General features: G+C 50.2%; 28 protein-coding genes and 2 tRNA genes. 3 read left to right on the forward strand and 27 right to left on the reverse strand.

All coding sequences use genetic code 11. From position 1 onward, the window contains the following. Positions 1 to 20: 20 nt before the first annotated feature. The gene (locus PG862_RS11275; RefSeq protein WP_408640003.1) at positions 21 to 1,433 is read right to left on the reverse strand and encodes a serine/threonine protein kinase; all 1,413 of its coding nucleotides are present in this window, start codon (positions 1,431 to 1,433) and stop codon (positions 21 to 23) included. A gap of 332 nt (positions 1,434 to 1,765) precedes the next feature. Here PG862_RS11275 and PG862_RS11280 point away from each other — a divergent pair, with 332 nt between their 5' ends. Beyond that, positions 1,766 to 2,515 carry an adaptor protein MecA gene (locus PG862_RS11280; protein ID WP_107001812.1) on the forward strand — a complete coding sequence of 250 codons (750 nt, stop codon included), beginning with the start codon at positions 1,766 to 1,768 and terminating at the stop codon, positions 2,513 to 2,515. A 139-nt stretch (positions 2,516 to 2,654) separates the two neighbouring features. Further along, positions 2,655 to 2,825, forward strand: coding sequence for a DUF362 domain-containing protein (locus tag PG862_RS11285; RefSeq protein WP_107001811.1), 171 nt, complete (start codon positions 2,655 to 2,657; stop codon positions 2,823 to 2,825). 83 nt (positions 2,826 to 2,908) lie between these two features. On the opposite strand, the gene PG862_RS11290 is transcribed toward PG862_RS11285, so the two are convergent. The 21 genes from PG862_RS11290 to PG862_RS14390 form a co-directional block, all read right to left on the reverse strand. Next, positions 2,909 to 3,631 (reverse strand): helix-turn-helix domain-containing protein, encoded by a 723-nt coding sequence (locus PG862_RS11290; protein WP_107001810.1) that lies wholly within the window; start codon positions 3,629 to 3,631, stop codon positions 2,909 to 2,911. 207 nt (positions 3,632 to 3,838) lie between these two features. Continuing rightward, positions 3,839 to 4,330 (reverse strand): GNAT family N-acetyltransferase, encoded by a 492-nt coding sequence (locus PG862_RS11295; protein WP_118629546.1) that lies wholly within the window; start codon positions 4,328 to 4,330, stop codon positions 3,839 to 3,841. Positions 4,331 to 4,368: 38 nt separating this feature from the next. Continuing rightward, complete coding sequence (gene dnaB / locus PG862_RS11300; protein WP_270707430.1) at positions 4,369 to 5,700, reverse strand: replicative DNA helicase; 1,332 nt, start codon at positions 5,698 to 5,700, stop codon at positions 4,369 to 4,371. A gap of 16 nt (positions 5,701 to 5,716) precedes the next feature. Next, entirely contained in the window at positions 5,717 to 6,163 is a 447-nt protein-coding gene (gene rplI / locus PG862_RS11305) for a 50S ribosomal protein L9 (protein WP_022358874.1), read from the reverse strand. Positions 6,164 to 6,165: 2 nt separating this feature from the next. After that, positions 6,166 to 8,214, reverse strand: coding sequence for a DHH family phosphoesterase (locus tag PG862_RS11310; protein WP_270707431.1), 2,049 nt, complete (start codon positions 8,212 to 8,214; stop codon positions 6,166 to 6,168). A 469-nt stretch (positions 8,215 to 8,683) separates the two neighbouring features. Beyond that, positions 8,684 to 9,298 (reverse strand): cytidylate kinase-like family protein, encoded by a 615-nt coding sequence (locus tag PG862_RS11315; RefSeq protein ID WP_118638463.1) that lies wholly within the window; start codon positions 9,296 to 9,298, stop codon positions 8,684 to 8,686. Between the two features lie 320 nt (positions 9,299 to 9,618). Continuing rightward, entirely contained in the window at positions 9,619 to 10,194 is a 576-nt protein-coding gene (locus tag PG862_RS11320; RefSeq protein WP_118749700.1) for a biotin transporter BioY, read from the reverse strand. An 18-nt stretch (positions 10,195 to 10,212) separates the two neighbouring features. Further along, positions 10,213 to 11,166 carry a biotin synthase BioB gene (gene bioB, locus PG862_RS11325; RefSeq protein WP_117796745.1) on the reverse strand — a complete coding sequence of 318 codons (954 nt, stop codon included), beginning with the start codon at positions 11,164 to 11,166 and terminating at the stop codon, positions 10,213 to 10,215. Positions 11,167 to 11,512: 346 nt separating this feature from the next. Continuing rightward, positions 11,513 to 12,712 (reverse strand): [FeFe] hydrogenase H-cluster maturation GTPase HydF, encoded by a 1,200-nt coding sequence (hydF, locus tag PG862_RS11330; protein ID WP_270707434.1) that lies wholly within the window; start codon positions 12,710 to 12,712, stop codon positions 11,513 to 11,515. Between the two features lie 19 nt (positions 12,713 to 12,731). Continuing rightward, positions 12,732 to 14,159, reverse strand: coding sequence for a [FeFe] hydrogenase H-cluster radical SAM maturase HydG (gene hydG / locus PG862_RS11335; RefSeq protein WP_117796747.1), 1,428 nt, complete (start codon positions 14,157 to 14,159; stop codon positions 12,732 to 12,734). A gap of 165 nt (positions 14,160 to 14,324) precedes the next feature. Further along, positions 14,325 to 15,380: a [FeFe] hydrogenase H-cluster radical SAM maturase HydE gene (hydE, locus tag PG862_RS11340; RefSeq protein ID WP_243105163.1), complete on the reverse strand. Its 1,056-nt coding sequence runs from the start codon at positions 15,378 to 15,380 to the stop codon at positions 14,325 to 14,327. A 90-nt stretch (positions 15,381 to 15,470) separates the two neighbouring features. Beyond that, a complete protein-coding gene (locus tag PG862_RS11345; protein ID WP_022358889.1) occupies positions 15,471 to 15,737 on the reverse strand; it encodes a TM1266 family iron-only hydrogenase system putative regulator in 267 nt (88 codons plus the stop codon). A 506-nt stretch (positions 15,738 to 16,243) separates the two neighbouring features. Further along, positions 16,244 to 17,008, reverse strand: a complete 765-nt coding sequence (locus PG862_RS11350) for an amino acid ABC transporter ATP-binding protein (RefSeq protein ID WP_022358890.1) — start codon at positions 17,006 to 17,008, stop codon at positions 16,244 to 16,246. Positions 17,009 to 17,028: 20 nt separating this feature from the next. Further along, positions 17,029 to 17,679 (reverse strand): amino acid ABC transporter permease, encoded by a 651-nt coding sequence (locus PG862_RS11355; RefSeq protein WP_333489850.1) that lies wholly within the window; start codon positions 17,677 to 17,679, stop codon positions 17,029 to 17,031. Between the two features lie 199 nt (positions 17,680 to 17,878). Then, positions 17,879 to 18,736: an amino acid ABC transporter substrate-binding protein gene (locus PG862_RS11360; RefSeq protein WP_107001801.1), complete on the reverse strand. Its 858-nt coding sequence runs from the start codon at positions 18,734 to 18,736 to the stop codon at positions 17,879 to 17,881. Positions 18,737 to 19,026: 290 nt separating this feature from the next. Beyond that, positions 19,027 to 19,293 carry a 30S ribosomal protein S18 gene (gene rpsR / locus PG862_RS11365; protein ID WP_022358893.1) on the reverse strand — a complete coding sequence of 89 codons (267 nt, stop codon included), beginning with the start codon at positions 19,291 to 19,293 and terminating at the stop codon, positions 19,027 to 19,029. Between the two features lie 77 nt (positions 19,294 to 19,370). Then, positions 19,371 to 19,832, reverse strand: coding sequence for a single-stranded DNA-binding protein (locus PG862_RS11370; protein WP_270707436.1), 462 nt, complete (start codon positions 19,830 to 19,832; stop codon positions 19,371 to 19,373). A gap of 25 nt (positions 19,833 to 19,857) precedes the next feature. Beyond that, complete coding sequence (rpsF, locus tag PG862_RS11375) at positions 19,858 to 20,145, reverse strand: 30S ribosomal protein S6 (RefSeq protein WP_107001800.1); 288 nt, start codon at positions 20,143 to 20,145, stop codon at positions 19,858 to 19,860. A gap of 240 nt (positions 20,146 to 20,385) precedes the next feature. Next, positions 20,386 to 20,580: a DUF951 domain-containing protein gene (locus tag PG862_RS11380; RefSeq protein ID WP_022358896.1), complete on the reverse strand. Its 195-nt coding sequence runs from the start codon at positions 20,578 to 20,580 to the stop codon at positions 20,386 to 20,388. Between the two features lie 23 nt (positions 20,581 to 20,603). Continuing rightward, positions 20,604 to 21,326, reverse strand: a complete 723-nt coding sequence (locus PG862_RS11385) for an NAD-dependent protein deacylase (RefSeq protein ID WP_107001799.1) — start codon at positions 21,324 to 21,326, stop codon at positions 20,604 to 20,606. 102 nt (positions 21,327 to 21,428) lie between these two features. Next, positions 21,429 to 23,483, reverse strand: a complete 2,055-nt coding sequence (locus PG862_RS14390) for a GNAT family N-acetyltransferase (protein WP_333563213.1) — start codon at positions 23,481 to 23,483, stop codon at positions 21,429 to 21,431. A gap of 328 nt (positions 23,484 to 23,811) precedes the next feature. Between PG862_RS14390 and PG862_RS11400 the strand changes: the two genes are divergently transcribed. Beyond that, on the forward strand, positions 23,812 to 25,176 hold the full coding sequence (locus PG862_RS11400) for an MATE family efflux transporter (RefSeq protein ID WP_270707437.1): 1,365 nt from the start codon (positions 23,812 to 23,814) through the stop codon (positions 25,174 to 25,176). Here PG862_RS11400 and PG862_RS11405 read toward each other — a convergent pair. The 5 genes from PG862_RS11405 to PG862_RS11425 form a co-directional block, all read right to left on the reverse strand. After that, positions 25,153 to 25,356 (reverse strand): hypothetical protein, encoded by a 204-nt coding sequence (locus PG862_RS11405; protein ID WP_270707439.1) that lies wholly within the window; start codon positions 25,354 to 25,356, stop codon positions 25,153 to 25,155. The two genes, PG862_RS11400 and PG862_RS11405, sit on opposite strands and share 24 nt — an antisense overlap. A 90-nt stretch (positions 25,357 to 25,446) precedes the next feature. Next, entirely contained in the window at positions 25,447 to 26,106 is a 660-nt protein-coding gene (locus tag PG862_RS11410; protein WP_270707440.1) for a zinc ribbon domain-containing protein, read from the reverse strand. An 87-nt stretch (positions 26,107 to 26,193) separates the two neighbouring features. Further along, positions 26,194 to 26,580 (reverse strand): thioesterase family protein, encoded by a 387-nt coding sequence (locus PG862_RS11415; RefSeq protein WP_270707441.1) that lies wholly within the window; start codon positions 26,578 to 26,580, stop codon positions 26,194 to 26,196. 188 nt (positions 26,581 to 26,768) lie between these two features. Continuing rightward, a tRNA-Cys gene (locus tag PG862_RS11420) sits at positions 26,769 to 26,839 on the reverse strand. A gap of 5 nt (positions 26,840 to 26,844) precedes the next feature. Next, positions 26,845 to 26,916, reverse strand: a tRNA-Glu gene (locus PG862_RS11425). Positions 26,917 to 26,969: the final 53 nt, after the last annotated feature.

A 26,969-nucleotide genomic window follows, 5' to 3' on the forward strand; every position in this document is an offset into this window, starting at 1 on the left:
ATTTTAATCTGTATTTCCTCCTATTTCCACTGCCACGGGAATCCACCCATAAAGCGCTCCCACCTTCGCCGGATGTTCCGCCAGAGTCCCCCTTCTTTTGCTGCCTGCCTGGTCCCCCGTCCTTTTTTGAGAGCTGCCTCCCAGAAAATCCTTTCAAAAAATTCTGTCTCCTCCGCTGCCTCATTTTCCTGCCCCCGCCTTCCGCCTGCATCGAACGGCGGGGTTAAAAACGGAAGCCGCAGATACCTAAGATGCCGGACCTCCTCCGGAAGATAATCCCGCCCGCATTTTCTGTGATTTAATAAAATCTGGAGTCCCTCTTCTGCTCCCAGAAACCGGATCGCCCGCAGAGAATCTTCTTTCTCCCACGGCTGCAATCCACAGACGAAAAGAATCAAATCATACTCCCCCTCCAGAACCGTCTGGAGCTCGGTTCCGCAGTCATCTAAAATCACTTCAAACACTGGCTGTTCCAGCTGCACCACATCGCTGTATCTGGGTTTCAACGCCAGACCGTCCATGTAATAAATTCCATGTTCATCCGGCGCCAGCCCATACCAGGATGCCAGCCTGCGGACTGCCCCCGTGTCATTCTGCTCCCTGTAAAGGCAGGAAACTCCTTTCTGCCGCAGATATCGGACCGCGCCAAGTGCGGTATGTGTAACCCCGATTCCGCTCCGGCTGCCTGCTGCGGCAATCCTGAGAAGTGGTATATGACGTTCTGCAAATATGCGAGCCTCCAGTTTTTCCAATGCCTCTAACACTTCCCGGACACTCTGGCAGCGCTCTTTTTTCTCTATTCTGAGACATCGCCCCATAAGAATGTACAGATCTCCCCGACAGCTTCCCTGTCCTGCTTTTATCTCCCCCTCTGGGGCATGCCCTGTCCCCATATAGTACAGGAGGGCGCCAATGGCATAGATGTCGGTCCTCTCATCCAGAGTCCCTCCCTCGTACTGTTCGGGGGCTGCAAAGCCTTTTGTTCCATAGCAAACAGATCGTTCCTGGCTCAAAGACGCCAGTGCCGCCTGATCAAAATCAATCAATTTTAATTGTTCCCGGCAGATTAGAAGATTCCCGGGGTGGAGATCTAAATATAAGATTGGATTTGGTTTGAATGAATGCAGATAATTCATGATCCGGCAAAGCTCAATTCCCAGACGGATAAGCTCTCCCGTTTGCAGACTGCCCGTTCTCTCAATTCGGGCATACAACGACTCACCGCACAGATATTCCTCGATGAGATAATAATAATTTTCGTCAATTTCCAGATCGTAGATGATCGGGATTCCCGGATGGCGCAGCCGCTTCAAAAGCGCTGCTTCCTGAATGAAACCGCTCTCTGTCCGCCTGACACGCTTAATCGCTCTCTCTTCATCAAGCCCCAGATGCCTGGCTAAAAAAACAGTTCCGCTCCGACCGCGTCCGATCACACGTTCCAGCTGGTATTTTCCAAATAGAACGGCTGCTTCCGTACCGCGCCTCCTTTCGGTCTATACCACCTCTCAAGATTCATTGTATACGATCCCCTCGGTTCCCGCAACCGTTTTTAGAAAGATTTTATGCTTTTTTTTCATATTCAAATTGCCAAGTGATTATATTATATAGTATGATGAATACCAAGGTTCCAAAGTCCAAAACATGAGTAAGCAGCCTTTTTCCGCAGAAAAATGAGCGGCTTACGAATGTCTTGCAAAATTGCGGAAGTGCGAAGCACGAAGCATTCGGTATCTTAACCACCCAAAAGACAAGGAAGTGAAAATCCATGAAAATAGAACGCATCAACGAAAACCAGATCCGCTGCACCCTGACAAGCAGCGATCTGAGCGCCCGCAACTTAAATCTGGGCGAACTCGCCTATGGCACGGAAAAGGCGAAAAAACTGTTCCATGAAATGATCCAGAAGGCATCGAATGAAGTCGGCTTCGAGGCGGACGATATTCCTCTGATGGTGGAAGCAATTCCGCTCTCCAGTGAGAGCATCATGCTGATCATTACCAAGATCGAGGACCCGGAAGAGCTGGACACCCGCTTTTCACGCTTTTCCCCGGGAAACGAGGACGAGCCTCTGACAGCGCTTGCCAACGAGCTTTTAGAGGGCGCGGACGGGCTTTTAAGCCTATTTACTGACAATGGCAAAAATACCGCCGCAAGCCCGCTGACCGGTTCGGACGCGCCTTCCACTGAAAATGCAGAGCCAGGTTCCAAACTGCCGGCAGCGCGTATTTTTACTTTCGGCTCCCTCGACGAGGTCTGCCGGGCAGCGCGCATCGCAGCTCCAGTCTGCGAAACACCGAACACGCTTTATAAACACCCGTCCGATGGTCGTTACTACCTTGTTGTCCGCCAGACAGCCGACAGCACCGACGCATTCAACCGCCTGTGCAATCTCCTGTCCGAGTACAGCGAACCATTAAAGACTGCCGCTGCCCCGAATGCATTTGAGGCATACTATGAGGAGCATTATGAGACGATCGTCCGGGAGCACGCGCTCTCAACGCTCTCGACCCTGTAGGAATACTGACTTCCAGAAAAATCGGTTTTTTCCATTGCTTTTATTTTAGAACATGAAAACCATCAATTTCTCCTTGAATATTTCGCATTTTTAGTATAGAATATAGCCAAACGCATAAATATAAAAGGAGGATTTTATCATGGCATTTGTAATTACTGATTCTTGTGTAAGTTGTGGTTCCTGTGCTGGCGAATGTCCAGTTGGAGCAATCTCTCAGGGAGATGGCAAATACGATATCGACGCTAACAGCTGCATCGACTGCGGTACATGTGCAGGCGTATGTCCGACCGGCGCTATCGAGCAGGGCTAATTAAACACAAACAAAAACGAAATATCTACATAAAAAAGCCTGTCGTTTCCGACAGGTTTTTTTATGCCCTTTTGCAGAACTTATCACATCTTATTCCCATTCCGTCCAAATTTCTTTTTCTTTACACGGGACCGGAAAAATGGAAACCGCCCTGGCGCAGCCGCTGCTGCTTCCGCTCGCCCCTGGTTTTCCCGCTGATACGCGCGGATGACCTCGTCGAGGCGCTTGAAGCGCTCTTCCTCCCGCTCATCAGAGACCCGCATCAGGTATTCCAGCTCCTTCATCAATTTATCATGCACCAGATAGCTAACATCCTGGCTCAGTTTTTCACTGTTTTCCTCGATCGCGCGCCCGATGACCTGGTTCATGATCTCCTGAAACTGGCGCATTTTCTCCCCCGCCAGAGGCTGGGAAACCTCTGCCTGCGGCAGTTCTGTTTCCTTGTTTTCTACCTCTGTATTTTTTTTCATTTCCATATTTTCCTGCCTGCTCATGTTACGCTCTCCTGTTCCCGTTTCCCGGAAAACCGCCTGTGCCTGCGCTTCCAAAAGCGCTTCCGGTTCTGTTTTCTGATTTTCTTCCACTTTTCCGAGGATTCCCCGTATGGCTTTCAACTGGTACCCCTGTTCCTTCAACTGCTTGATCTGACGGAACAGCTGGATATGAAACTCCGTATAGTACCGATGCCCCAGTTCATTTCTCGGAATCGGAAGCCCCAGCTCGTCCTCCCAGTACCGGAGCACGTGAGCCTCCACCTGCACCTGTCTGGAAGCATCCGAAATCAGGTAATGCTTGTTCTTATTCATTCTGCTTGTCCTCCCCGGTACCTTACTACTACTATATGCGGGGTTCAAACTAAATATGAATAGCATTTACATAAAAAACAAGTTCCGGAACTCCTTCACCATCGATCGGAACGATTACCATATCGTAGCTAAATGCCAGCTCGCTGACGGTAGAAGGCGAATGAATGACATAAATAAAAAGAGGGGATTAAATTTCCCCTCTCCATTCTACAGCTTCTTCTCAAAGCACCAGTAATCATGCCCCTGCAGCACATACTCACCGACCTTCTCAAAGGCCAGCTTCGCGTATGACCGCAGCGCTTTCACATTATCCTTCGCCACCAGCATATGGGCACTCTTGCAGCCGCGTCTTCTAAGTTCCTCCATCGCGCCTGCCAGAAGCTCGCGTGCGATGCCTCGGTTCTGGTACTTCTCCGCCACACCCAGTCTGGAAATTTCTGCCGACGGCTGCAGCTCTTCCGACCAGCACGGAATCGATTCCACCTCCGGATCATCATCGATCGAAACCATCCCCGCGATCTCTCCTGACGCATCATCCCGGATGCAGAACAGCGAATTTCTTGAAACATCCGACTGCAGCTCCGGCTCCCCCGGATAGGCATCCGTCCACGCGCAGAACTCCGTTCCCGCTAGCGCGCGATAAAAATGGCGAACTGTATCTAAATCCGCCACATCTGATTTCTGTATTAATTCAAGCATCTTCCATTCCTTTTCTCCAGTCCCGTCCCCCAGCGACCCTATTTCGCCAAATTCGCAAACTTCGTCAGCTCCGGTCTCCACATCAGCTGCACCGTTCCTATCGGACCATTACGCTGTTTGGCAATGATTACCTCCGCGATATTCGGCGTATCCGTATCCTTGTTGTAATAATCATCACGGTACAAAAACATAACCACATCGGCATCCTGCTCAATCGCACCAGACTCACGCAGATCCGAAAGCATCGGGCGATGGTCCGGACGTGTCTCGCAGGCACGGGAAAGCTGCGACAGGGAGATAACCGGCGCATTCAGCTCTCGCGCCAGCGCCTTTAGTGAACGGGAAATCTCCGAAATCTCCTGCTGGCGGTTCTCTCCGCTCTTTCCGCTGCCGCTCATCAGCTGTAAATAGTCGATAATGACAAGGCTTAAACCGTACTCCAGCTTCACCTTGCGGCATTTCGAGCGCAGCTCCGAGATCGAGATACCCGGCGTATCATCGATGATCAGCTTGGAACTTCCGATCGTACCGATGCCTTCCACGACGGCATCCCAGTCGGAATCCGTCAGCGTACCGGTACGCAGCTTCTGGGAATCGACATTCGACTCCATCGACAGCATACGGTTGACCAGCTGTTCCTTCGACATTTCCAGGCTGAATACCATGCACGGAAGCCCTTTTTTGACCGCCACATGCTCGACGACATTCAGAACAAACGCCGTCTTACCCATCGAAGGACGCGCCGCAATCAAAATAAAATCGGACGGCTGGAATCCCGACGTCCGGTAATCCAGATCGATAAATCCGGTCGGAATACCCGTGACGGTGCTGTTGCTCTTCGACGCCGCCTCAATCTTTTCCAGAACATTCAACGCCACCTGGCGGATCGGCACAAACTCTCCGCCTCCGCGGCTCTGGAGCAGGTCAAACACCGATTTCTCCGTGTGCGCCAGAATATCCTCCAGCTTGTTCCTTCCGCCGTAACAGAGGTTTTCAATCTCCTCATTCACTTTTATCAAACGGCGCAGGACTGCCTTTTCCCGCACGATATTGGCATACGATTTGACATTGACCGAGGTCGGCACAGATGTCATGATATCCCGGACAAAGTCCAGGCTGCTGACCTCCGGCGGAACATCTTTTTCGCGTAGCCGATTTTGAAGCGTCACCAGATCGACCGGCTTCCCTTCATTGAAAAGCTCGACCATCGACTCAAACATGACGCCATACTGGTGCTGGTAAAAATCGGCGCCTGTGATAATCTCAGACGCCGCGATAATTGCTTCCCGATCCATAAGCATGGATCCGATGACTGACTGCTCCGCCTCTACACTGTGCGGGAGAACCCGCTTTATCAGGGCTTCCTCCATGATTCAGTCCTCCATATTAAGCTTCTACAACCTTTACTGCCAGTTTTCCGGTTACTTCTTTGTGAAGCTTGATCGGAACTTCGTGTGTGCCAAAGGTCTTAATCGGCTCCGGCAGAACCAGTTTCTTCTTGTCAATATCCAGATTTAACTGATCTTTGATCGCCTTTGCAATCTCCTTGGAAGAAACAGAGCCGAATGCTTTTCCGCCCTCGCCTGCCTTGATGGACAGGGTGATGGACTTATCCTCCAGATGTTTTGCCAGATCCTTCGCTGCTGCCAGGTGCTCTGCCGCGATCTTCGCCTCATTTGCCTTCTGCAGCTTCAGATCATTTAAGTTCTTCGGTGTTGCCTCGATTCCCAGTTTCTTTGTCAGAATAAAGTTGCGTCCATAGCCGTCGCTTACCTTTACAATCTGACCTTTTTTGCCAAGTGCCTTTACATCCTCTAATAATACAACTTCCATCGTTATATTTCTCCTTTCTCCATCATATCCGTAATGAGATCTTTTAATTTCTCTCTGGCTTCATCGATCGTCGCACCCTTAAGCTGTGCACCCGCAATCGTGCGGTGTCCGCCGCCGCCCAAGCGCTCCATGATAATCTGCACGTTGATCTCATCGATCGAACGCGCGCTGAAATAGATCGTGTCGCCCATCTGCGTCAGGATAAATGACGCCTTGATGCCTACAATATCCAGCAGCTCATTTGCCGCCTGTGCACCAACCACGGTAGGACTTTCAAGTCCTTCGGACGGACACACGGAAATCGCAAATGCGCCGTGATAAATCTCTGCTTTCTGGATCGCCTCAGCTCTCGCCCGGTAGTCCTCCAGCCGGTCGCGGAACAGCTTTCTCACACGCACGACATCCGCGCCGTTTCTACGCAGGAACGCCGCCGCCTCAAAGGTGCGGACGCCTGCCTGGTTCATGAAATTGTTTGTGTCAATCACGATACCGGCGTACATCGCATCCGCCTCCGCCGGCTTGATCTTGATGCCGTCGTCGCCGATATACTGCAATACCTCGGCTACCATCTCACACGCCGAAGATGCATACGGCTCGACATAAGATAACACTGCATTATCAATGATCTCGCTGCTCTGGCGGTGATGGTCAAGCACCACGATCGTTTTGATCTGCTTGAGCAATTCCGGTGCCTCCGTGATACTCGGGCGGTTGACATCAACCACAACTAACATCGTGTTGGAATCCGCCCACTCTGCCGCTTCCTCGCCGGTTAAGAACAGATCCTCCGGGTAATCAGAGCTGTTTTCAAACCGCGCCATCATTGGTTTCACGGAAGAATTGACCCCATTGATGACGATCCGCGCCTTTTTATTAAAAGAGGTCGCAATCCGCCAGATACCAATCGCCGCGCCAAAGGAATCCGTATCGCCGATCTTGTGTCCCATGATCAACATCTTATCCTTCGTATCCATCAGCTCGCGCATCGCATGCGCTTTGACACGCGCCTTGACACGGGTCGTTTTTTCCAGCTGCTGCGATTTGCCGCCGTAATAGCGGATCTTCGTGCCATCCTTGACAACCGCCTGATCGCCGCCGCGTCCCAGCGCCATATCAATCGCCGTTCTCGCATACTCATAGTTGCGGATGTAGCTGTCGCCATTCATACCCATACCGATACTCAGCGTGACAGCCATATCATTTCCGATATTAACCGTCTTGACATCCTCCAGGATCGAAAAGCGGCTCTCCTGAATCTCTTTCGTGTACTGCTGCTTGATCACAAACAGATACTTGTCATTTTCCAGCTTCTTGACGATACCTTCCATCGCCATGAAATACTTCGTAATTTTCCGGTCAATCAGGGCAACCAGCAGGGAACGGCGTACCTCCTCGACACTCTCCAGCGCCTCGTCGTAGTTGTCGAGATAAATAAGTCCCGCCACCAGACGCTGGTTGTTGATCTGCTGCTTGCAACGCAGAATCTCCGTCTCATCGCAGAGATACAGCACTAAAAGCATCTCACCGCTGTCCTCGTCCACCGCGCCAAGCTTCATACCTTCCGTCTCGCTCAGCGCCACCTGCTGGATATCGATCCGGTAAAATCTACCGTCAAATGAAGAATGAACGCTCGTTTTTTCGTCCATCTCATCCAAAAATTCCCGCGTCAGTTCCGGAAAGACCGCCGCGATATTCTTACGGCAGTTTTTATCTTCCCCGACGATCTCCGAAAAGGAGTGGTTCAACCAGAGGAAATGTCCCTCTGTGTCCGCGATGGCATACGGCACCGCCATCTCATAGAGGAGCTGTTTCTGCACCCACACATACTCCGCCGAAAACTCCACCAGTCCGCCCATCAGACGTTTTCTCCGGTATATGAACAGCCAGAGTGCCACCAGCACATATATAACCGTAAATCCGGACATCACAAGACCGGCAGCCGGGCTCACAATCCCAACTGCCAGGTTCGCCGCCAACAGGAATACCGACAGTATGATCGGCCACTGCAGATACGTCCGCAGCTGACCTCGTATTTTCATATTTTCTTTCATCTCATTCTCCCGTGCATACAATGTTGCTGTCCATGTGCCGGTTTTCAAAATACCTGCCATGAGCGGTAACGATAAAGCAACCAAAATGACTTGATGCCCCTTATTATAGCATAGTGAGGGGGATTCGTCCAGACAATCCCCCATTGACAAACCAGAGCCGCCGTGCTAGTTATTGTGCACGCATACGTGCCCAGTAACCTGCGCTCGTATATCTTTTACGAAATGCTTTATATGCTTTAGTCTCGGCTATAAAGTTGGTCGAGCTAGTAATAAGACACAAAAATAACCGCCCCGGTCCTGCAAACTTGAGCGGTTATTTTTAACTTATCATTTAAGGGTCCAACCGCTATCGGTGAGATCCTTTATATATAGATAACATAACTACAAAAAATTTCAATCATCTTCTTTGCATCTGTTATCTTAGATATCCTCATATCGACTGCATGAAACTATAAATGCCACTCTTCTTTTACTTCACCGCCTGGCAAATCAACTCCACGCACTTCTCAATTCCCAAATCTCCGCTGTTCAGCATCAGATCATAGTTTTCTCTGTCGCCCCAGCGCTGATTCGTATAGTTTTCATAGTAGATCCGGCGGCGTTTGTCGGTCTGGTGCATAAATTCATCGATATGCTCTTCCAGATCCCCATATTCGTCAATCGCGCGGCGGAGCCGGATATCACGATCCGCATAAACAAAGACACGCAGTACATCCGGACGGCTTCTCAGAATATAATCAGCACATCTTCCGATAAATACGCAGCTTCCGCGCTTTGCCGCCTCCTCGATCGCCTTCTTCTGCGCCACATAGATCTGCTCTGTCAATGGCAGTTCACTGAGCTTCGGCTCTTTCGGATAGGAAAGTCCATACAAAGTTCCCATCGCAAAATTGTAAAGCAGGCTGTTTGTCAGACGCTGCTCACGATCCGCAATAATTTCCGCTGGAAAACCGATCTCCTTCGCAGCAGCATCGATCAATTCCTTATCATAAAATTCCATTCCCAGTTTTTTAGCGGCAGCCAGACCAATCTGACGACCTCCGCTTCCATATTCACGACTGATAGTGATAATCTTTTTCTCCATACAACTGCCTCCTCCCTGTTCCTCCGGAATCTCCCTCTTTTTTCTGTCTTTAGTATAACACACGCCCCGAAATTGTTCAAGTTTAGTCGCACTCACTTCTTATTTTTCTGTATTTTATTCCATATATGTGATTATTTCTGTTTTCTTTTGCCTTTATTTTTTCTTTTCTTCTTAGTTTCTATAAAATGTGAACCAACCGCTTCGTTTCATTCAGCAAAAAAAGATGGATGAAAGCGTTTTATGTATTCCACTTTCACCCATCTGTCCTTCATTTTAAATATCATTTTATCTAAACAGTCATTTTTACAGCCAGACGCTTTTTATTCTCCTAACCGGTAAATTTCGCGGCGCAGCTTCGGTCCGATCAAAGCTGTGAAAATGATTTTGACTGCATCGCCCGGCAGATACGGGATAACGCCCACACCCAGTCCGGCTACAAAGGTCATGTTAAGCTGACCTGCCAGCCATACCGTTCCGAAAATATAGCAAATCGCCAGTCCCAGTACCATGCCAACGATATGCAGGGCTACTTTGCCCGGAAAATGATCCACGAAAAATCCAACAATCAGCGCCATCAGGATAAATCCGACGAGATAGCCGCCGGTCGGTCCTGCCAGCTTACTGACTCCTGCCGTAAATCCGGAAAATACCGGAACGCCCACCATGCCAAGCAGCATATAAATCAGGTAACTCACCGTGCAGGCTTTCATTCCCAGCACATATGCTGCCAGATAAATGGCAAGATTTGTAAAGGAAATCGGAACCGGGCTGAATGGAAGCGGAATCGAGAACGGTCCCAGAATACAGGTTACCGCCGTCATCACACCAATCAGCGCCATCCGTTTGGTTGTAAAGTAAGGTTTGTGCTCCACTTCTGCGGAAAGTGTTTTACTCATGATATGGATACTCCTTTTTTATAATGTGAATCCCATCGCCGCCAGCATCTCCTGGTCCTCGCTGATGCGGTTTCCGGAGGTTGTCAGCATATCTCCGGTGATGGCTGCGTTTGCGCCGGAACGGAATGCCTGTTCGCCGGAATGTTCCATTGAATTTCGTCCTGCTGCCAGACGGACCATCGCGGTCGGATTGATATAACGGAAAATGGCAATCGTCCGCAAAATCTCATCCTCCGAAAGCGCTGCCTGATGTTCCAGCGGCGTGCCCGGAATCGGACGCAGGATATTGATCGGAATTGACTTGATCCCGAGCTCGCTCAGCGTGATCGCCATGTCGATCCGGTCTTCCCAGGTTTCTCCCATACCGATGATGCCGCCGGAACAGACGGAAAGTCCTGCCGCCTGCGCGCGCCGGATGACCTCCAGCTTGTCCTCAAATGTATGTGTTGTACAGATATTCGGGAAATTTCTCCGGGAAGTCTCAATATTGGCATGATACCGTCCCACGCCCGCCTCTTTCAGACGGTTGAAATCTTCCTGTGACAGAAGTCCGTGGGAGGCGCAGAGCTCTACCTTGCATTCCTTCTTCATAGCGCGGTATGCCCGAAGCGCCTTCTCCATCTCCGCTCCCGTCAGCGCACGTCCCGCCGTCACGATGGAGTAACGATGTACTTTCTTCGCCTCATGACGCTTGCAGTCCTCCAGAATCTCCTCTGGCTCCAGAAATGGATATTCTTCCACCTTCGTATGATGACAGGCTGACTGCGCACAAAACTTGCAGTCCTCGCCGCAGCGTCCGCTTCGTCCATTAATGATAGAACACAGATCCACATGGTTTCCGCAGAGCTCCTTCCGGATTTTATCAGCTCCCGCACAAAGCTCATCCAGATCCTCACTCAATAAAAAGCTTAAATCCTCGCCCCGTTTCAGACGGCGTCCCTTTATAATCTCTTCTGCCAGTTGTAAACTCATATCTTCTACTCCTTATCAAAATCAAAACACTTTTTTTGGTTATCCTTCGGTCCAACTTAAAAAATATCCTATTTTTCTCATTTAGCTAACTTTCGCTATTATAAACCGTTGATTTTTAAATGTCAACATACAAGATTAATATAGTTTACATTCTGGCATCTGCTAAATCAAAAAACTGCTTCACACGAGTGCGCATCCTCGCGGAGCGTTTTTTCATAGGTCGCAATTTCCTATGAAAAAAGCTGCTGTCCGACAGGCATTTCCATCGTCCAGCAGCTTTATCCGCCTTTATTTCTAAGTTTCTAATTATTTACGCTCTTTCCGTTCATTTCTCCGCCCAAATTTCCTACCTGACCGGCTCCAGTGCCCCCATGCTCCGTTTCAAAATTTCCTTCATATAGGCAATCAAAATCCCATAATTGGTCATCGGGATCTCCTGATCGGCAGCGCTGCGAAGACGGCTCTTCATCTCCCGCGCATTCAGCATACAGCCGCCGCAATGAACGATCAGCTTATAACCGGACACATCCTCTGGAAATTCCGTCCCCGATGTAAAATGAAACTCCGGCGCTTTTCCCGTGTACTGGCGGATCCAGTCCGGCAACTTCTCCGTGCCGATGTCACCGCACTGGCGATGATGCGTACAGCCCTCAGAAATAAGAATCGGATCTCCGTCCTGTATCATTTCCAGCGCTTTGGCGCCCTCCGCTGCCTGTTTCAGATCCCCCTTATACCGCGCAAACAAAATGGAAAAGGAAGTCAGACGCACCTGCGGCGGTGTCAGCCGGTCTACCAGCGGAAATACCTGGCTGTCCGTGATTACCAATGCCGGAGCTTCTTTCAATTTTGCAAACGTCTCCGAAAGTTCACTTTCCCGGCAGACAAACGGCATCGCACCGATGTCCAGCAGATCCCGGATGACCTGCTGCTGCGGCAGAATCAGCCGCCCCTTCGGCGCCGCCTTGTCAATCGGAACAACCAGAATTACCGTATCAAACGGTTTTACTAGATCAGCAACCAGCCGTTTTTCATCCGTCTCCTGTGACGTAAGACGTGCCATTTGCTCTTTTAACTGCTGGATTCCTTCTCTCGTCCGGGCACTCACATAGGCGGTATGTTCCACAACCGGTTCCTGTTCCGATTTTCCCGTCAGCAAATCCATCTTATTGTAAACCACCAGATACGGGATTTCCTTCTTCTCAAACAGCCGGAGCATCTCTTCTTCCCAGCTGCTGATTCCTTCCACCGCATCCACCACCAGGACTGCCAGATCCGCCTTATTTAAGACTTGACGAGTCTTGCCAACTCTCTTTAAGCCCAGCTCGCCCTCATCGTCGATTCCAGGCGTGTCGATGATAACCACCGGACCGAGCGGCAGAAGCTCCATCGATTTATAGACCGGATCGGTCGTCGTTCCCCGGATGTCCGACACGATCGCCAGCTCCTGCCCGGTCACCGCATTGACCAGACTCGATTTTCCCGCATTTCTCCGTCCAAAAAACGCGATATGTACCCGCTCGCCGGACGGCGTCTCATTCATTCCCATTTTGATCCTCCTGATTTAGTTAAAACCTGAAATCCCGCTGCCCCTTTTCAATTTCAACCAGATTTTTTCTCACGATCTCCTGCACTTTTTCTTTCGGAATCGAACCGATCTCCGCCTGAATCAGCTTCTCTCCAATCTCTTTCGTCCCCGGCGCCGCATAATCCTCCAGATACTCCTTGAGCGTCATCAGCGCATTCGGATGACAACAGTTCTGAATCTGCCCGCTCTTGCACAGGCTCATAAAGCGGTCGCCCGTCCGTCCTTCCCGGTAGCACGCCGTACAGAAGCTTGGGATATAGCCTAATTCCATCAGCCAGCGGACCACCTGGTCGAGTGTCCGGTTGTCGCTCACATCGAACTGCGCCGAATTTTCCTCCTCCGGCTCTTCCTCTGCATATCCGCCGACACTGGTGCGGGAACCGCCGCTGATCTGCGATACGCCCAGCCGCAGCACCCGCTCCCGACAGGCTTTGCTCTCTCTCGTTGAGATAATCATGCCCGTGTACGGAACTGCCACCCGGATGCAGGCTACGATCTTCTCAAAAATATCGTCGCTGATACCGTTGTCAAAGGTCGATGGGTCGATATCGTCCGCCCGGCGGATGCGCGGCACACTGATGGTGTGCGGACCAACACCAAAAACTGCCTCCAGATGTTCCGCGTGCATCAAAAGTCCTGCAAATTCATACCGGTACAACTCCAGACCAAATAAAACGCCGATTCCCACATCGTCGATACCGCCCTCCATCGCGCGGTCCATCGCCTCCGTGTGATAACAGTAATTGTGCTTTGGTCCCGTCGGATGCAGGCGCTCATAGCTCTCCTTATGGTACGTCTCCTGGAACAGGATATACGTTCCGATTCCCGCCTCTTTCAGCTTCCGGTAATTCTCCACCGTCGTCGCCGCAATATTGACATTGACCCGGCGGATCGCCCCGTTTTTATGCTTGATACTGTAAATTGTCTTGATACTGTCCAGCACATATTCAATCGGATTGTTGACCGGATCCTCGCCCGTCTCCAGCGCCAGACGTTTATGTCCCATATCCTGAAGCGCAATTACCTCCCGGCGGATTTCCTCCTGCGTCAGCTTCTTTCTGGCAATGTGCTTGTTTTTCATGTGATATGGACAGTACACGCAGCCATTCACGCAGTAATTCGACAGATACAGCGGCGCAAACATGACGATCCGGTTTCCGTAGAAATCCTGCTTGATCTGGCGCGCCAGCTCAAAGATCTCCTCCACCTTTTCCGGGATCTCGCAGTCAAGAAGCACTGCCGCCTCGCGGTGGCTCAGCCCTTTTCGAAGCCGCGCCTTCGCCAGAATCTGATCGATCAGTTCCACATTGTTTTTGTTCTTCTCGGCATAGGAAAGAGTCTCTAAAATTTCCTCATGGTTGATAAATTCCTCTGCCTTTTTGGATGATGGGTTGTAATTGTAACTCATAGTCTCTTCTCCTTTTCTTACAGGTCAGGATGATAGCTGCCATGTTTTCCTCCGGCATTTTCAATTTCAAAAATGCCAGCATAACCAGCCGTCCATCGCCTCCTTCCCCGTCAGTTTATTTATCTGTAAGCATCTTTCGATGCCAACAAACCAAATCGCAGGCTTTTACCCCTTATAATCTCCCCGGTCGACGACTACCTCGTACCCGATGCTTTCCATGCGCCGTTTCATGCAGCTGACGCACTCCGCCGCCTCGTCTCCCGTGCAGATTTTATTGTCATAAAGCATATATTTGGCGCGCACCCCGACCGGAGACAGGTTCGGCATCACGACGTTTCCGCCTGCCAGAATCCCCAGTTCGCGCCCCATCGGGTGAATCGTTCCGAGCGCCGTCGTCGCCGGAAGCAGCACTTTCGGCTTCAGCAGGCGAAGCAGCCCTAAAAGAAACAATGTCTCTTCCAACGTTCCCGCCGCCTCCCCGCCAAACGGAGTGTCATGCTGCGGAATAAACGGACCGATTCCCACCATTTCCGGATCCAGTTCTTCGATAAAACGCATATCTCTCGCCAGACAGCGCGCCGTCTGGTGCGGCGAACCGACCATAAAACCGCATCCGGTCTGATATCCAAGCGCCTTTAAATCACGCAGGCACTGCATCCGGTGTTCAAATGACATCTCTGCCGGATGCAGGCTCGCGTAATGGCACGCGTCCGCCGTCTCATGGCGCAGCAGATACCGGTCCGCCCCTGCCTCTTTCCAGCGTTTCAACGTATCATACTTCTTTTCTCCGAGCGACAAAGTAATCGCACAATCTGGAAATCCTGCCCGGATCGCCTGCACCATCTCCATCACCCAGTCGTCCGTCATCGCCGGATCCTCACCGCCCTGCAAAACAAAGGTGCGGAACCCCAGCTGATAACCATTCTCACAGCAGGAAAGAATCTCCTCCCGACTCAGGCGGTACCGGCTTGCATTTCGGTTGCTCCTTCGGATGCCGCAATAAAGACAGTCGTTTTTGCAATAATTGCTGCACTCAATGAGTCCCCGCACATACACCGCTTTTCCGTACTCTCTTTCCCGGATGCAGCGCGCTTTTTCAAAGATGTAGTCCGCCAGCTCCGGTGAACGTCCCTCGATCAGACTGACCCACTCATCCTCCGTCAGGGACTCCCCCGCTTCCAGACGGTCAATCAATCTCTTTAATTCTGTAATCGTTTCTATCTGTTCAGCGCCTGGACGGACCGCCTCCCGCCACCAGTCAGACGGTCGAAGCCCCGCGCGTGTAAAATCTGCCATTCCGTCACCTCGTTTTCATTCCTGTGCTTCCGGCGCCTTCGAATACAGCGCCTTCGAAGAAATCCCTCGCAGCATCCCCAGCTTCCCGGACAGCGCACTGATCACATCACCCGGCGCGTCAATCACGACGCTGATAATATTCACGTTCCGTTTGTGGTAAGGAATCCCCATCCGCCCTACGATATACTGCCCGTACTGGTGCAGCACCTTATTCAACTCTTCCGTATCTCCCGTCTGATCGACCACAATACCGATCACGGCAACTCTTGATTCTGTCTCCATGTTTTTCCCTCATATCTTCCTGTTTATCTGTCCAAATTTTTCTCTACAACAGATACCATTTCAAATATCTCCGCTAAAAACCATGCTGCGATCCTGTCCTGCAAAATCTTCCATCCACAGGCACCACTTTTTCCAGCCCCGCCTTTCTATAGAGCAAATGGATCAAAAAGAGCCCGCGCAGACGCGGACTCCATCCATCTCAAAAAGGGTATACGAATCTCCATGAACCGCTCCCCTTTCCTTCAAGACCCGTCTCAAACGTCAGCATCGCTTTTCACCACTTCCAGCATCACCGGAACACTCGATTATTTCTGTTCCATTCCTTTTTGAAAGGTATCTACTGCCTCGCAAATCGGAATACTTGATAAAAGCGTATCACATTTACTGTAAAATTGCAAATAAGACTTATATGCTTCCCCATAAAATGCTTCCCCATAAAAAACGGGCGTCGCCGATTTTCCACTCCAAAACCAGCAACGCCCATCTTCCATTTTCCTAATTATTTCTTACAGAATCTTCCCATACCGTCCCAAAAAGCTCTTCGTTCTCTCATTATCCGAAGCAAACACCTTCTCCGGCGCGCCCTCCTCAACGATGAGTCCGTCTGCCATGAAGATCACGCGGTGGGAAATATCTTTCGCAAACGCCATCTCATGGGTAACAATCACCATCGCGATGTGCAGATCCGCTAACGACTTAATAACCTTCAATACTTCTCCCGTCAGCTCCGGATCCAGTGCGGAGGTCGGCTCGTCGAAAAACAGAATCTTCGGATTCAGTGCCAATGCACGGGCGATCGCCACACGCTGGCACTGACCGCCGGAGAGCTGGTACGGATAATAGTCCTCCTTATCCTCCAGACCCATTTTTTTCAGAAGCTCGCGCGCCTCTTTATAAACCGTCTCCTTGTCGCGCTTCTGCACATGGATCGGCGCGTCTGTGATATTTTTCAGCACAGAATAGTGCGGAAACAGGTTAAAATTCTGGAACACCAGACCGTACTGGCTGCGGATCTCCTTCATGTCCTTCTTGTCCGCATAGCTGACCTTGCCATCCGCGCCCGTCCAGGCTGCTCTCTTTCCTAAATATACGATCTCGCCGTGGTCCATCGTCTCCAGCATCGTCGCGCAGCGCAGAAGCGTCGATTTACCCGAGCCGGACGGTCCGATGATGGACACGATCTCGCCCTCGCTCACACTCAGTGAAATATCCTTTAAAACCGACAGATCGCCGAATGATTTTTCCACATGATTTAATTCTAACAGGTTCATTTTCCACATTCCTCCCGCTTCTATCGGTAATAATCCAGCTTTTTCTCAATCCATTCCATTGCAACTGCCACAACCAGATTGAAAATATAGTAAAATACGGCTGCTGCCACAAACGGCATCATATTCGTCTGGGATGCCGCCAGTGCCTTGGCGATTGAGAACATCTCCGCCACGCTCAACGTAAACGCCAGAGACGTATCTTTTACCAGCGTGATGACCTCATTCGTCACCGACGGAAGAATCCGCTTGATTACCTGCGGCAGGATGATCTTGAAGAAGGTCTGTGCCTTTCCATAACCCAGAATCTCCGCTGCCTCATACTGTCCGACCGGCATCGACTGGATGCCGCTACGGTAAATCTCGGCAAAATATGCCGCATAGTTAATGACAAAACCGATGAAGGTAGCCCACAGACGGTAACTGCTGCCGACTTTGATGCGGAACAGATAATACGGTCCAAAATACACCACCATCAGCTGCAGCATCAGCGGTGTGCCTCGCATAATCGAAATATATACTTTTACAATCGTCTGGATCAGCTTGTTCTTCGACATACGCCCGAACGCGATCACGAGTCCTAACGGAAGTGAAAATAGCAGTGTGATCACAAAAATCTGTGTGCTGACTGCCATACCACCCGCAAGCTGTGTAATCATCTGCTGGAGTGTCATCTTACCCATAATTATCCCATACCTGCTTTCTAAAATGTAGATTCGTTACTGTTCACGCATACGTGCCCGGTAACGGAATGTGCTGTGACTTCACAGTTAAACACATAAACCGCGAATGGGGACTGCCATGAAATCATTCACAGCCGTCCCTATTCCTATTATTTAATAATGTTTCGTTTTTACAATCAACGATTAATTACTATTTGCCGATGGTAGTTACGTCTTTGCTAAACCATTTCTCAGAAACTTCCTGTAAGGTTCCATCCTCTGCCATCTCTTCCAGAGTGCTCTGAACTTTATCTCTTAACTCGGTGTTGCCCTTCTTGAAGCCTACGCCGTATTCTTCCTCAGAAAGGGAATCGTCCAGAATCTTGAAATCAGCGTTTCTCTGCTGAATCTGATAGCCTGCTACGATTACGTCCATCGCAATGGCATCAACGGCGCCCTGCTCCAGATCCATGAATGCGGTGTTGTAATCAGCGGTTGTCAGAAGCTCCTTGAAAGTAGCGGTCAGTTCCGGTGCCTCTTTTAAAGCTGCCTCTGCGGAAGAATCTGCCTGAACCTCTACGATCTTGCCTGCCAGATCCGCCTGGCTGCTGATATCCGAATCATTGGCTACGACAAATACCTGCTGGTTTGCCATGTACGGCTCAGTCCAGGTGTAATCATCCTCACGACCCGTCATCGTAAATCCATTCCAGATGCAGTCGATATTGCCGGACTCAAGCTCCATATCTTTAGAATCCCAGGCAATCGGCTGTGCCTTATATTCCAGACCCAGGCGTTTTGCAACTTCCTGTGCCAGCTCCAGGTCAAATCCGGTGTACTCGCCGTCATCGCCTACAAATCCCATCGGCGGGAAATCCTGATCAAAACCAACAATCAGAGTGCCGCCGTCGGTTGTCTTCGCCTCTTCTGCGGTGGTTTCCTCTGCCTGGCTCTCAGCCGCCTCTGTGTCTGCTGCGGTTGTCTCTGCTGCGCTGTTGCTGCTGCCACATGCGGTCATGGAAAGTGCCATTACTGCAGCCAGCGCTGCGCTCACAAATCTCTTTTTCATAATTGGTGTCCTCCTCATTTTCAGACAGTGGAAGCCGTTCTCCCTTTGCCGGTTTCCGTCTCGCTTTTTAATATGCTACCATATTAGCATACTAAAGTATCTTTGTAAAGCACTTATTTTTGAAATTTGTCTTTTTGTGTAATAGGGAATTCCATGGAATTTCCTATTATACAAAAAGGGATCCCACATGATCTCTCACATGGAATCCCAATCATTTTTATCCTCAATAATTGAGTGAAATTTGAGTAAAAATCTTCCTTTACCCTTAAAAAAACCTTATTTTACAAGGATTACTCGCAAACATACGGCATCAGGGACAGATGTCTTGCTCTCTTGATAGCTACAGTCAGAGCTCTCTGATGTTTAGCACAGTTGCCAGTGATACGTCTCGGAAGGATTTTTCCTCTCTCGGATACGTATCTCTTTAATTTATTTGTATCTTTGTAATCGATTTCGCCGTTCTTCTCGCCGCAGAATACACAAACTTTTTTTCTTCTACGCATACCGCCTCTTCTGATCTTGGAAGCGTCTGTTTTATCGCCTTTATTGAATGCCATTGGTCTTTCCTCCTTCACACACATCAGCCTGATGGCGCTCTCGCGCACTCCGTCCGCCGGGGGACCGATTCCCGAACCTAGTTGAACGGAAGGCCTTCGTCTTCTACTCCATCAGGAATATTCATGAATCCATCGCCGATTGCGCTGGACGGAGCCGGGCGCTCTGCCGGACGGTAACCGCCGTCGCTGTTGCCAGATGCCGCATTCTTGCTCTCTGCAAATTCCTGATCCTCTACAATCACTTCTGTCGTATATACTTTCTGGCCGTCACGATTGGTATAGCTGCCAGTCTGAATTCTTCCGGTTACTACGAGCTTGGTTCCCTGATGAAAATACTTCTCAGCGAATTCGCCTGCTCTGTCAAATGCAACACACGGAATGAAATCCGCTGTCTGTGCGCTGTCGTCTCCGCTTCCGCCTCTGCGGCCTCTGCGGTCTACTGCCAGCGTGTATCTGGCGATTGCCATAGCTCTCTCGCCCTGAGAGTATCTCACTTCCGGATCTCTCGTTAATCTGCCCATCAGAATTACTTTATTCATACGATCACTCTTTCTTTATCTACTCTTACGCATCCTGTCTTACGCATAAGTATCTGATAACCGGCTCCATGATGCGGATGTGGTTCTCCACCTCATTCGGGCATACGGAATCAGACTCGAAATGTACGAAGTAGTAGAATCCTTCTTTCATTTTCTGAATCTCGTAAGCAAGTCTCTTCTTGCCCCATTCATCAATGTCAGTTACTGTACCGCCGAAACGTGTGATGTAACCTGTTACTTTCTCCATCGCTGCGGCTCTCTCTTCGTCCTCGAGTTTTGCGCTAAGAACAACTGCTAATTCATATTTGTTCATGCTCTTTCTTACCTCCTTGTGGTCACTGACCCCCTGACTCCAGCAGGGAGTAAGGATTTTTGTGTTATATATTACCGAATATCTATGATACCAAAAAAGGAACGGCTTGGCAAGCACTTTTTCGAGATTTTCTATGTAAATTTTCTCGTTTTTTCCGGGCTTTCTGCCCCTTCTTACTGCATTCTTTTACTGACTGCCAGATCATGAAGCTGCCTGCATCTGTACGCCCACCCGCCGCTCTTATTCGGACTTCTCTCCCGCTTTTTTCAGTCCTCTGGTACTCTTTTCTACCAACGGTCGTGCCATCATCACCTGATGCCCGCAGCCGGCACATTTCAAACGGAAATCCGCGCCGACCCGCAGGATCTCCCACTCATGGCTGCCGCACGGGTGCGGCTTTTTGAGTTTTACAATATCTCCAACCTCGTATACCATTTCCTCTCTCCCCTGTTACTACCTTATACCCCGACCGCGTCCCCCAGCACCTTCCCGATGCTGTCGCTGATAACCAGATCCGCCTGACCATCGCGCGAGGTCGCTGATTTATTGATCAGAACCAGTTTATTTCCATGATAATAATCAATCAGCCCCGCTGCCGGGTACACCACCAGCGAGGTGCCGCCGATGATCAGCATATCTGCCTTGCGGATATGGGCAATTGACCGCTCAATTACCTCATTGTCCAGTCCTTCCTCATACAGCACGACATCCGGCTTGATCACGCCGCCGCAGCCGCACTTCGGCACGCCCTTCATCTTCAAAATATCATCCAATCCGTAAAACCTGCCGCAGCGCGTACAATGATTGCGGAGCACCGATCCGTGCAGCTCCAGCACCTCTTTGCTGCCTGCTGCCTGGTGCAGCCCGTCGATATTCTGGGTAATGACCGCTTTCAGCTTTCCTTCCTGCTCCAGCTTCGCCAGCGCTAGATGCGCCCGGTTCGGCTTTGCATTCGGGAACAGCATCTTATTGCGGTAAAACCGGTAAAATTCCTCTGGCTTTCTTATATAAAAGCTGTGGCTTAAAATCGTTTCCGGCGGATAGTCATACTCCTGATGGTACAGCCCGTCCGTGCTTCTAAAATCCGGGATATTGCTCTCGGTCGAAACACCCGCCCCGCCAAAAAATACAATATAATTTGACTCATTAATCCATTTTTTTAATGTGTCTGTCTCTCCCATCTGACGCACTCTCCTCTCCTTTTTCTGAAAACATAAAAGCGGTTGCTATTAGTTTACATAAAATAAGCATATTCTCTATCCTATAAAATTACAGCACGCACTCTACACAATCTCATCCAGATACACGCCGTTCACCGTATCCACCTGTGCCAGAATCTCTGCCAGCCCCTTATTTTCAAGCTGTCCGCCCCAGATTTCTTCCGCTTTCCGGCAGCCAAACAGCCAGCTCACCAGCTCTTCCGGCTTCGTCTCCAGCCATATGGAAACATTTTCCGTGCAGCCGCAGGTATCCGGCTCCGGTTTCCGCGCCTTCAGGCTGGAACCTGTCTCCCCAATCGTCCAGACAAACTCACCATTGTTCATTTCCAGAATCGGATCATTCATACGGATGCCCAGTGTGAGCATACGTTTTTCTTCTCCCTGCTGCTCTGCCTGTTTTAAGCCAAATGCCGCCAGCAGCGCCCCGATATTCGTCAGGCGCGCCATATTCCACGGCTTCTCGCCCGTCTTGACCGTGTATGCGTCCTCCGCATACAAAAGCCGGTGTTCACGGACTTCCCAGCCCCAGTAGGCATCCAGGCCAACCAGCCTGCCGTCCTGTTCCAGGAATTCCAACGTGCCATTTTCAGAAGCCAGCTCCTTGATGAGACGGCTCACATACGCCGCATCCCGGCGCGTATACATCTCATACCGTGCGCCCAGCCACTGTTCCATATAGACGGCAGCCCGCCCGCAGTCCTCCGGCGTATCCTGGCACACCGTGCGCGTCAGCGTCTGTTTCGCCTCCTCGGTCAGCTCATAGGATGCCACATTTCCGATGAAGGTAAATCCCATCGGCGCATACACAGCCGGGTTGACCGGAACCAGATACGTGATCGGCTTTCCGGCTGCCTCCTCGTCGTGAAGCATTTTCACAAATACGTCCCGGAAATGTCCCTCGCGGCGGCGGCTCTCCTCGGTTGCTACTCCGACCAGGTAATCGAGCTTCCAGAGGCGTCCACGCAGCTTCACCACATACGGATTGTACTGCACCATCGAAATCAGAAGTCCATTATCCTTTTTCACCAGAATCTCGTTATCCTTCGTCTTTTCCTTATAATAATACTCGATAAAACTCTCCGAATCTTCCGGGAAACACATATGCCAGAGATGCTTCGTCTCGTCCTTATCCTCCGCATCCAGATACGTCAGCACACTTCCCGCCGTCGTATTGGCGATCTGCTCCGCCCAGTGATAGCCCTTGCTGCCGTTTAACAGCTGTTCTACCAGATATTTGCGTGCATAATCCGCCGGATAATACGTCATTTTCGCCTTCCGGAGTCCCTCTAAGCCCATATCGTCCTCGCGGTTTACCCACTCAGCCTCAGGAAATTCCTCTATCAGGAACTGTTGGTTGATAAACTGGTACAGACCGTTGATCTCCGGGTTTGCCTTCTCAATATGGATAACCGCCATATGTTCCACCGGATTGTAGCTTCCGATCGTAAATGCCTCCATCTGACCGTCGATATACACGCCGCCCATGTGGATACTGAATTCTGAACAGTTTTTCAGAATATCGTGAATGCCCTTTACCTCATAATCGAGATGTTCCTCGACCTCCTCGCCCTTCTGCTGTCTCCAGCGGTCCAGAAAAACCCAGACATCGTGGCTGTCCGAACAGCACAGACGGCGGTACTCATAGCGCCCCTCATATTCGCGCTTAAATGCGTTGACGCGGTTTTTCTTCTTATGCAGTTTCTTTCCCGCCAGGGAACGCATCGCATCGCCGTTGTAGAGATAATCCCTCGAATCGACCTGCTCTTCCACCAGATATTTGTCCTCCGGCAGATTTAAATATTTCACTGCATACTCATCCGCCAGATTGATAACCAGCGGATATCCCAGTTCTTCATTAAAATACTCCTCAATCGCCGCAAACGCCCCCGGCAGGTCTTCCTCCCGGCACAGCGGCATCGCGGAAAAACAACGTCCTTCATTCTCCATCAGCCATAAAAGCGCCTTATTTTCCCAGATTGCATAACGGACATTATAATAATCTTTCCAGACATAGCTCTCCAGAAATACGCTGTCGCACGTCATATTGTGGCGCATCGCGTAAAACGGAAGCATCTCCTGGATACTGTTAACTTCAATTTTTTTAAACTCTAAACTCATGAAACCTCCTGTGTAAAATCAAAGTGGGTTTTATTTGCCTTCTCATATTATACCATAAATACTAAATTCAGCTATCGCCTTTGGCTCTGCTTCATTAAGTATTTAGGTATGACTCGCACTAAGCTCGAAAACACCTCGCTAAGTGCTCATATTATACCACAAATTTCCTACTTAAAAACAAGGATTTTCTTTCCTTGACTCCATAATTATTGTAGACATTATAGTTATTTCTGATAAACTATACTCAGAAGATGATTTCTGCGGCGTTTTCTTTCTGACAGCCGACGGCAGAGTCATCTATTTTTACCAGAAAGACGAGGATTTATTCATGGAAAAGAATCTCACCTCCGGCAGTGTGCTGAAAACAGTTATCTATTTCTCCCTGCCATATTTGTTATCTTATTTTTTGCAGACACTCTACGGCATGGCGGATCTGTTTATTATCGGGCAGTTTGGAGGCGTGGATGGGACGACGGCGGTCTCGGTCGGCAGTCAGGTCATGCATATGCTGACGGTTATGATCGTTGGTCTGGCGATGGGCGCAACAGTTCTCATCGGACGCGCGGTCGGCGCGGGTGACCGGAAGCTTGCGGCGCGCGGCATCGGTAACACGATTTCCTTATTTGCAGGTCTGTCCATTCTTCTGACCGGACTTCTGCTGACGGCAGTTCACGGCATTATCAGGCTGCTGTCTGTCCCGGAGGAAGCGATAAACGGCACCGCGGCATATCTGATGATCTGCTTTACCGGCATCCCGTTCATCACCGCCTACAATATCATCAGCTCTATTTTCCGCGGCATGGGCGACTCCAAAAGTCCGATGTATTTCGTTGCAATCGCCTGTATTATCAATATTGCGCTTGATTACCTTTTAATGGGCGTGTTTTCGCTCGGTCCGTCCGGCGCGGCACTCGGCACGACCCTGTCACAGATGTGCAGTGTCCTGATCGCCCTGGTCGTAATCATTAAAAAACGGATGTTTCCGGGTTTTCGTCTCCGTGACCTCCATCCACATAAGACTACCATAGCCTCCATCCTGCAGGTCGGAATCCCAGTTGCAGTTCAGGACGGCTTTATACAGGTTTCTTTTCTGGTTATTACCATGTTTGCCAACCAGCGCGGATTAAATGATGCGGCGGCGGTCGGAATCGTTGAAAAGCTGATCGGAATCCTGTTTCTGGTTCCATCCTCGCTTCTCTCCACGGTTTCCGCCCTCTCCGCTCAAAACCTGGGCGCCGGAAAACCTGAGCGTGCCCGTCAGACGCTGCGCTACGCGATCTGCATCACATTTTCTTTCGGGCTGGTCATCTCAATTGCCATGCAGTTTGCTGCCGGTGCCGCCGTCTCCCTCTTTACTGATGAGGCAGAGGTTGTCCGACTCGGAACCCAGTATATGAAGAGCTATGTGCTGGACTGCATGATCGCCGGTATCCATTTCTGCTGCAGCGGTTTCTTCTGCGCCTGCGGACTGTCCGGGCTGTCGTTCCTGCACAACTGCATCTCGATCGTGGTAGCGCGCATCCCGCTCGCATGGCTCGCATGCCGCTATTTCCCGGAAACACTGTATCCGATGGGACTCGCAGCGCCGATCGGATCTCTCATCTCCGTTGCCATCTGCCTGATTGCATTACGGTGGATTAGACGGCATCCGGAAAAGCTGGTTATGAATTTACATCCAGTTGAAACTAAATAAATGCTGCATTCCCATCTGGATCTTGAAACTTCCATCCGCCAGTTCGACAAGTCTCAGACTGAAACAGCGGTCTGACCTGGAAAGGTCGGTGTCGGCATTTCGCCGGAAGCTCCCTCCATTCCGAGCACAGACAAATGGCAGGAAACTACCTGCATGGTTGTCCGCTTTCGCGGCAGCCATCAGGAAGCTCCTGCCCCATATAAAACTCTTCTGCAATTTATCCGGGAGCATTCTCTCCCCATCACCGGATTCTACCGTGAGATCACCCGCTTACTTTTCCCGCATCTCCAGCAGTCTCCATGCCTTCTTATTCTGGACTTCCAGCACGGAACCACAATATTCACACTTTTTCAACCCCAGCTTCTGAATCGGTGCACCGCAGTTTGGACAGATAAGCGAAACCGCTGCCCCTGCTGTTTTCGCATCCTCATAGACATATACCAGTTCCGTCTCATAAACCGTCTGAATCAGATTCGAATGCAGTTCTGACTGCATCTCAGGCGTTTTCTCATATTCAGTCATTTCCTCATACTCGACCGCCGACTCACACAGAATCCGGCAGAGTCCTTTTTCCTTCTGATAGCGGCTGATGACCGTCCGGTGGATATGTACCTTCTGATACTCTTTTTCCAGTTTTTTTCTCAATTCTGTCTCGATCTGAGCCTTCCACTCGCTCCAGTTAAACTCCGGGAAATCTTTTGCAATCTGCGGCAGGCACAGCCGGTCCATTCCCGCCAGCGAACGCGGTTTGGATGCGTCTGGCTGCGTCAAATCACCTTCCGATAAATGCTTTGCCACATACCGAAGCACCTGTACCTCCGGCGTACTCGCCAGCTGCCGCATTTTACTCTTAATTTTGCGGTAAATCCACCAGACAAGCGCTGCCGCAATCAAAATGCCAATGATCCACCCTATCGTTTCTGTCCGCACCGCTGCCTCTCTTTCTATGTTGCTGCACACACACGTGACCAGTCACTTTTCTTTATCTCCGCGCATGATACTTAAACCTGATACTCCTTATTCCGCCTTGCTCGCAGCCTTGTCGCTCATCGCCTTTGAATTTACCATGATCCGCAGATGGGACCCTTCGCCGCATTTGCCCTTCTCATCGTTTACTTCAATATCAAACCACATTTTCCGGCGCTCAATGCTGCGGAGTTTTGCAGTCGCTGTTACCTTCATTCCCACCGGCGTCGGCGCCAGATGGCGGCAGTGAATCTCCGCTCCGACCGTCGTCTGTCCTTCCTGCAGATACGATTTCGCCAGTTCCAGCGCTGCCGCCTCCATCAGGGCCACCATATTCGGAGTAGACAAAATTTGGGAACCTGCGCTTCCGATTCGCTTTGCCGTCATCTCATCCGTTACTTCCCAGGTCAGGCTGTATTCCTGTAATTTTTCTGCCATTTTCGCTTCCTCCATATTATAAAATAATTTTGTCGCGGCTATTTAAAATGCCGTTTCGTGAATGATTCTATTATAGCAGAAGATGTGAAAATCGGATAGCGCATCTTACTTCACAGCTAATCAAACAGTTAAAATTCCGAAAATTCTTGTAAAACAAAAAAAGGAACCATCTTTCGATGATTCCTCAGAGGCGACAACCAGATTTGAACTGGTGATCAGGGTGTTGCAGACCCACGCCTTACCACTTGGCTATGTCGCCATAAATGACCCCAACGAGATTCGAACTCGTGTTACCGCCGTGAAAGGGCGATGTCTTAACCGCTTGACCATGGGGCCAGATATTAAATTAAAAACTCCCCGAGTAGGACTCGAACCTACGACAGCGCGGT

Origin of the sequence: Clostridium fessum (assembly GCF_027698965.1) — a bacterium.
Classification (GTDB): Bacteria; Bacillota; Clostridia; order Lachnospirales; family Lachnospiraceae; genus Otoolea; species Otoolea fessa.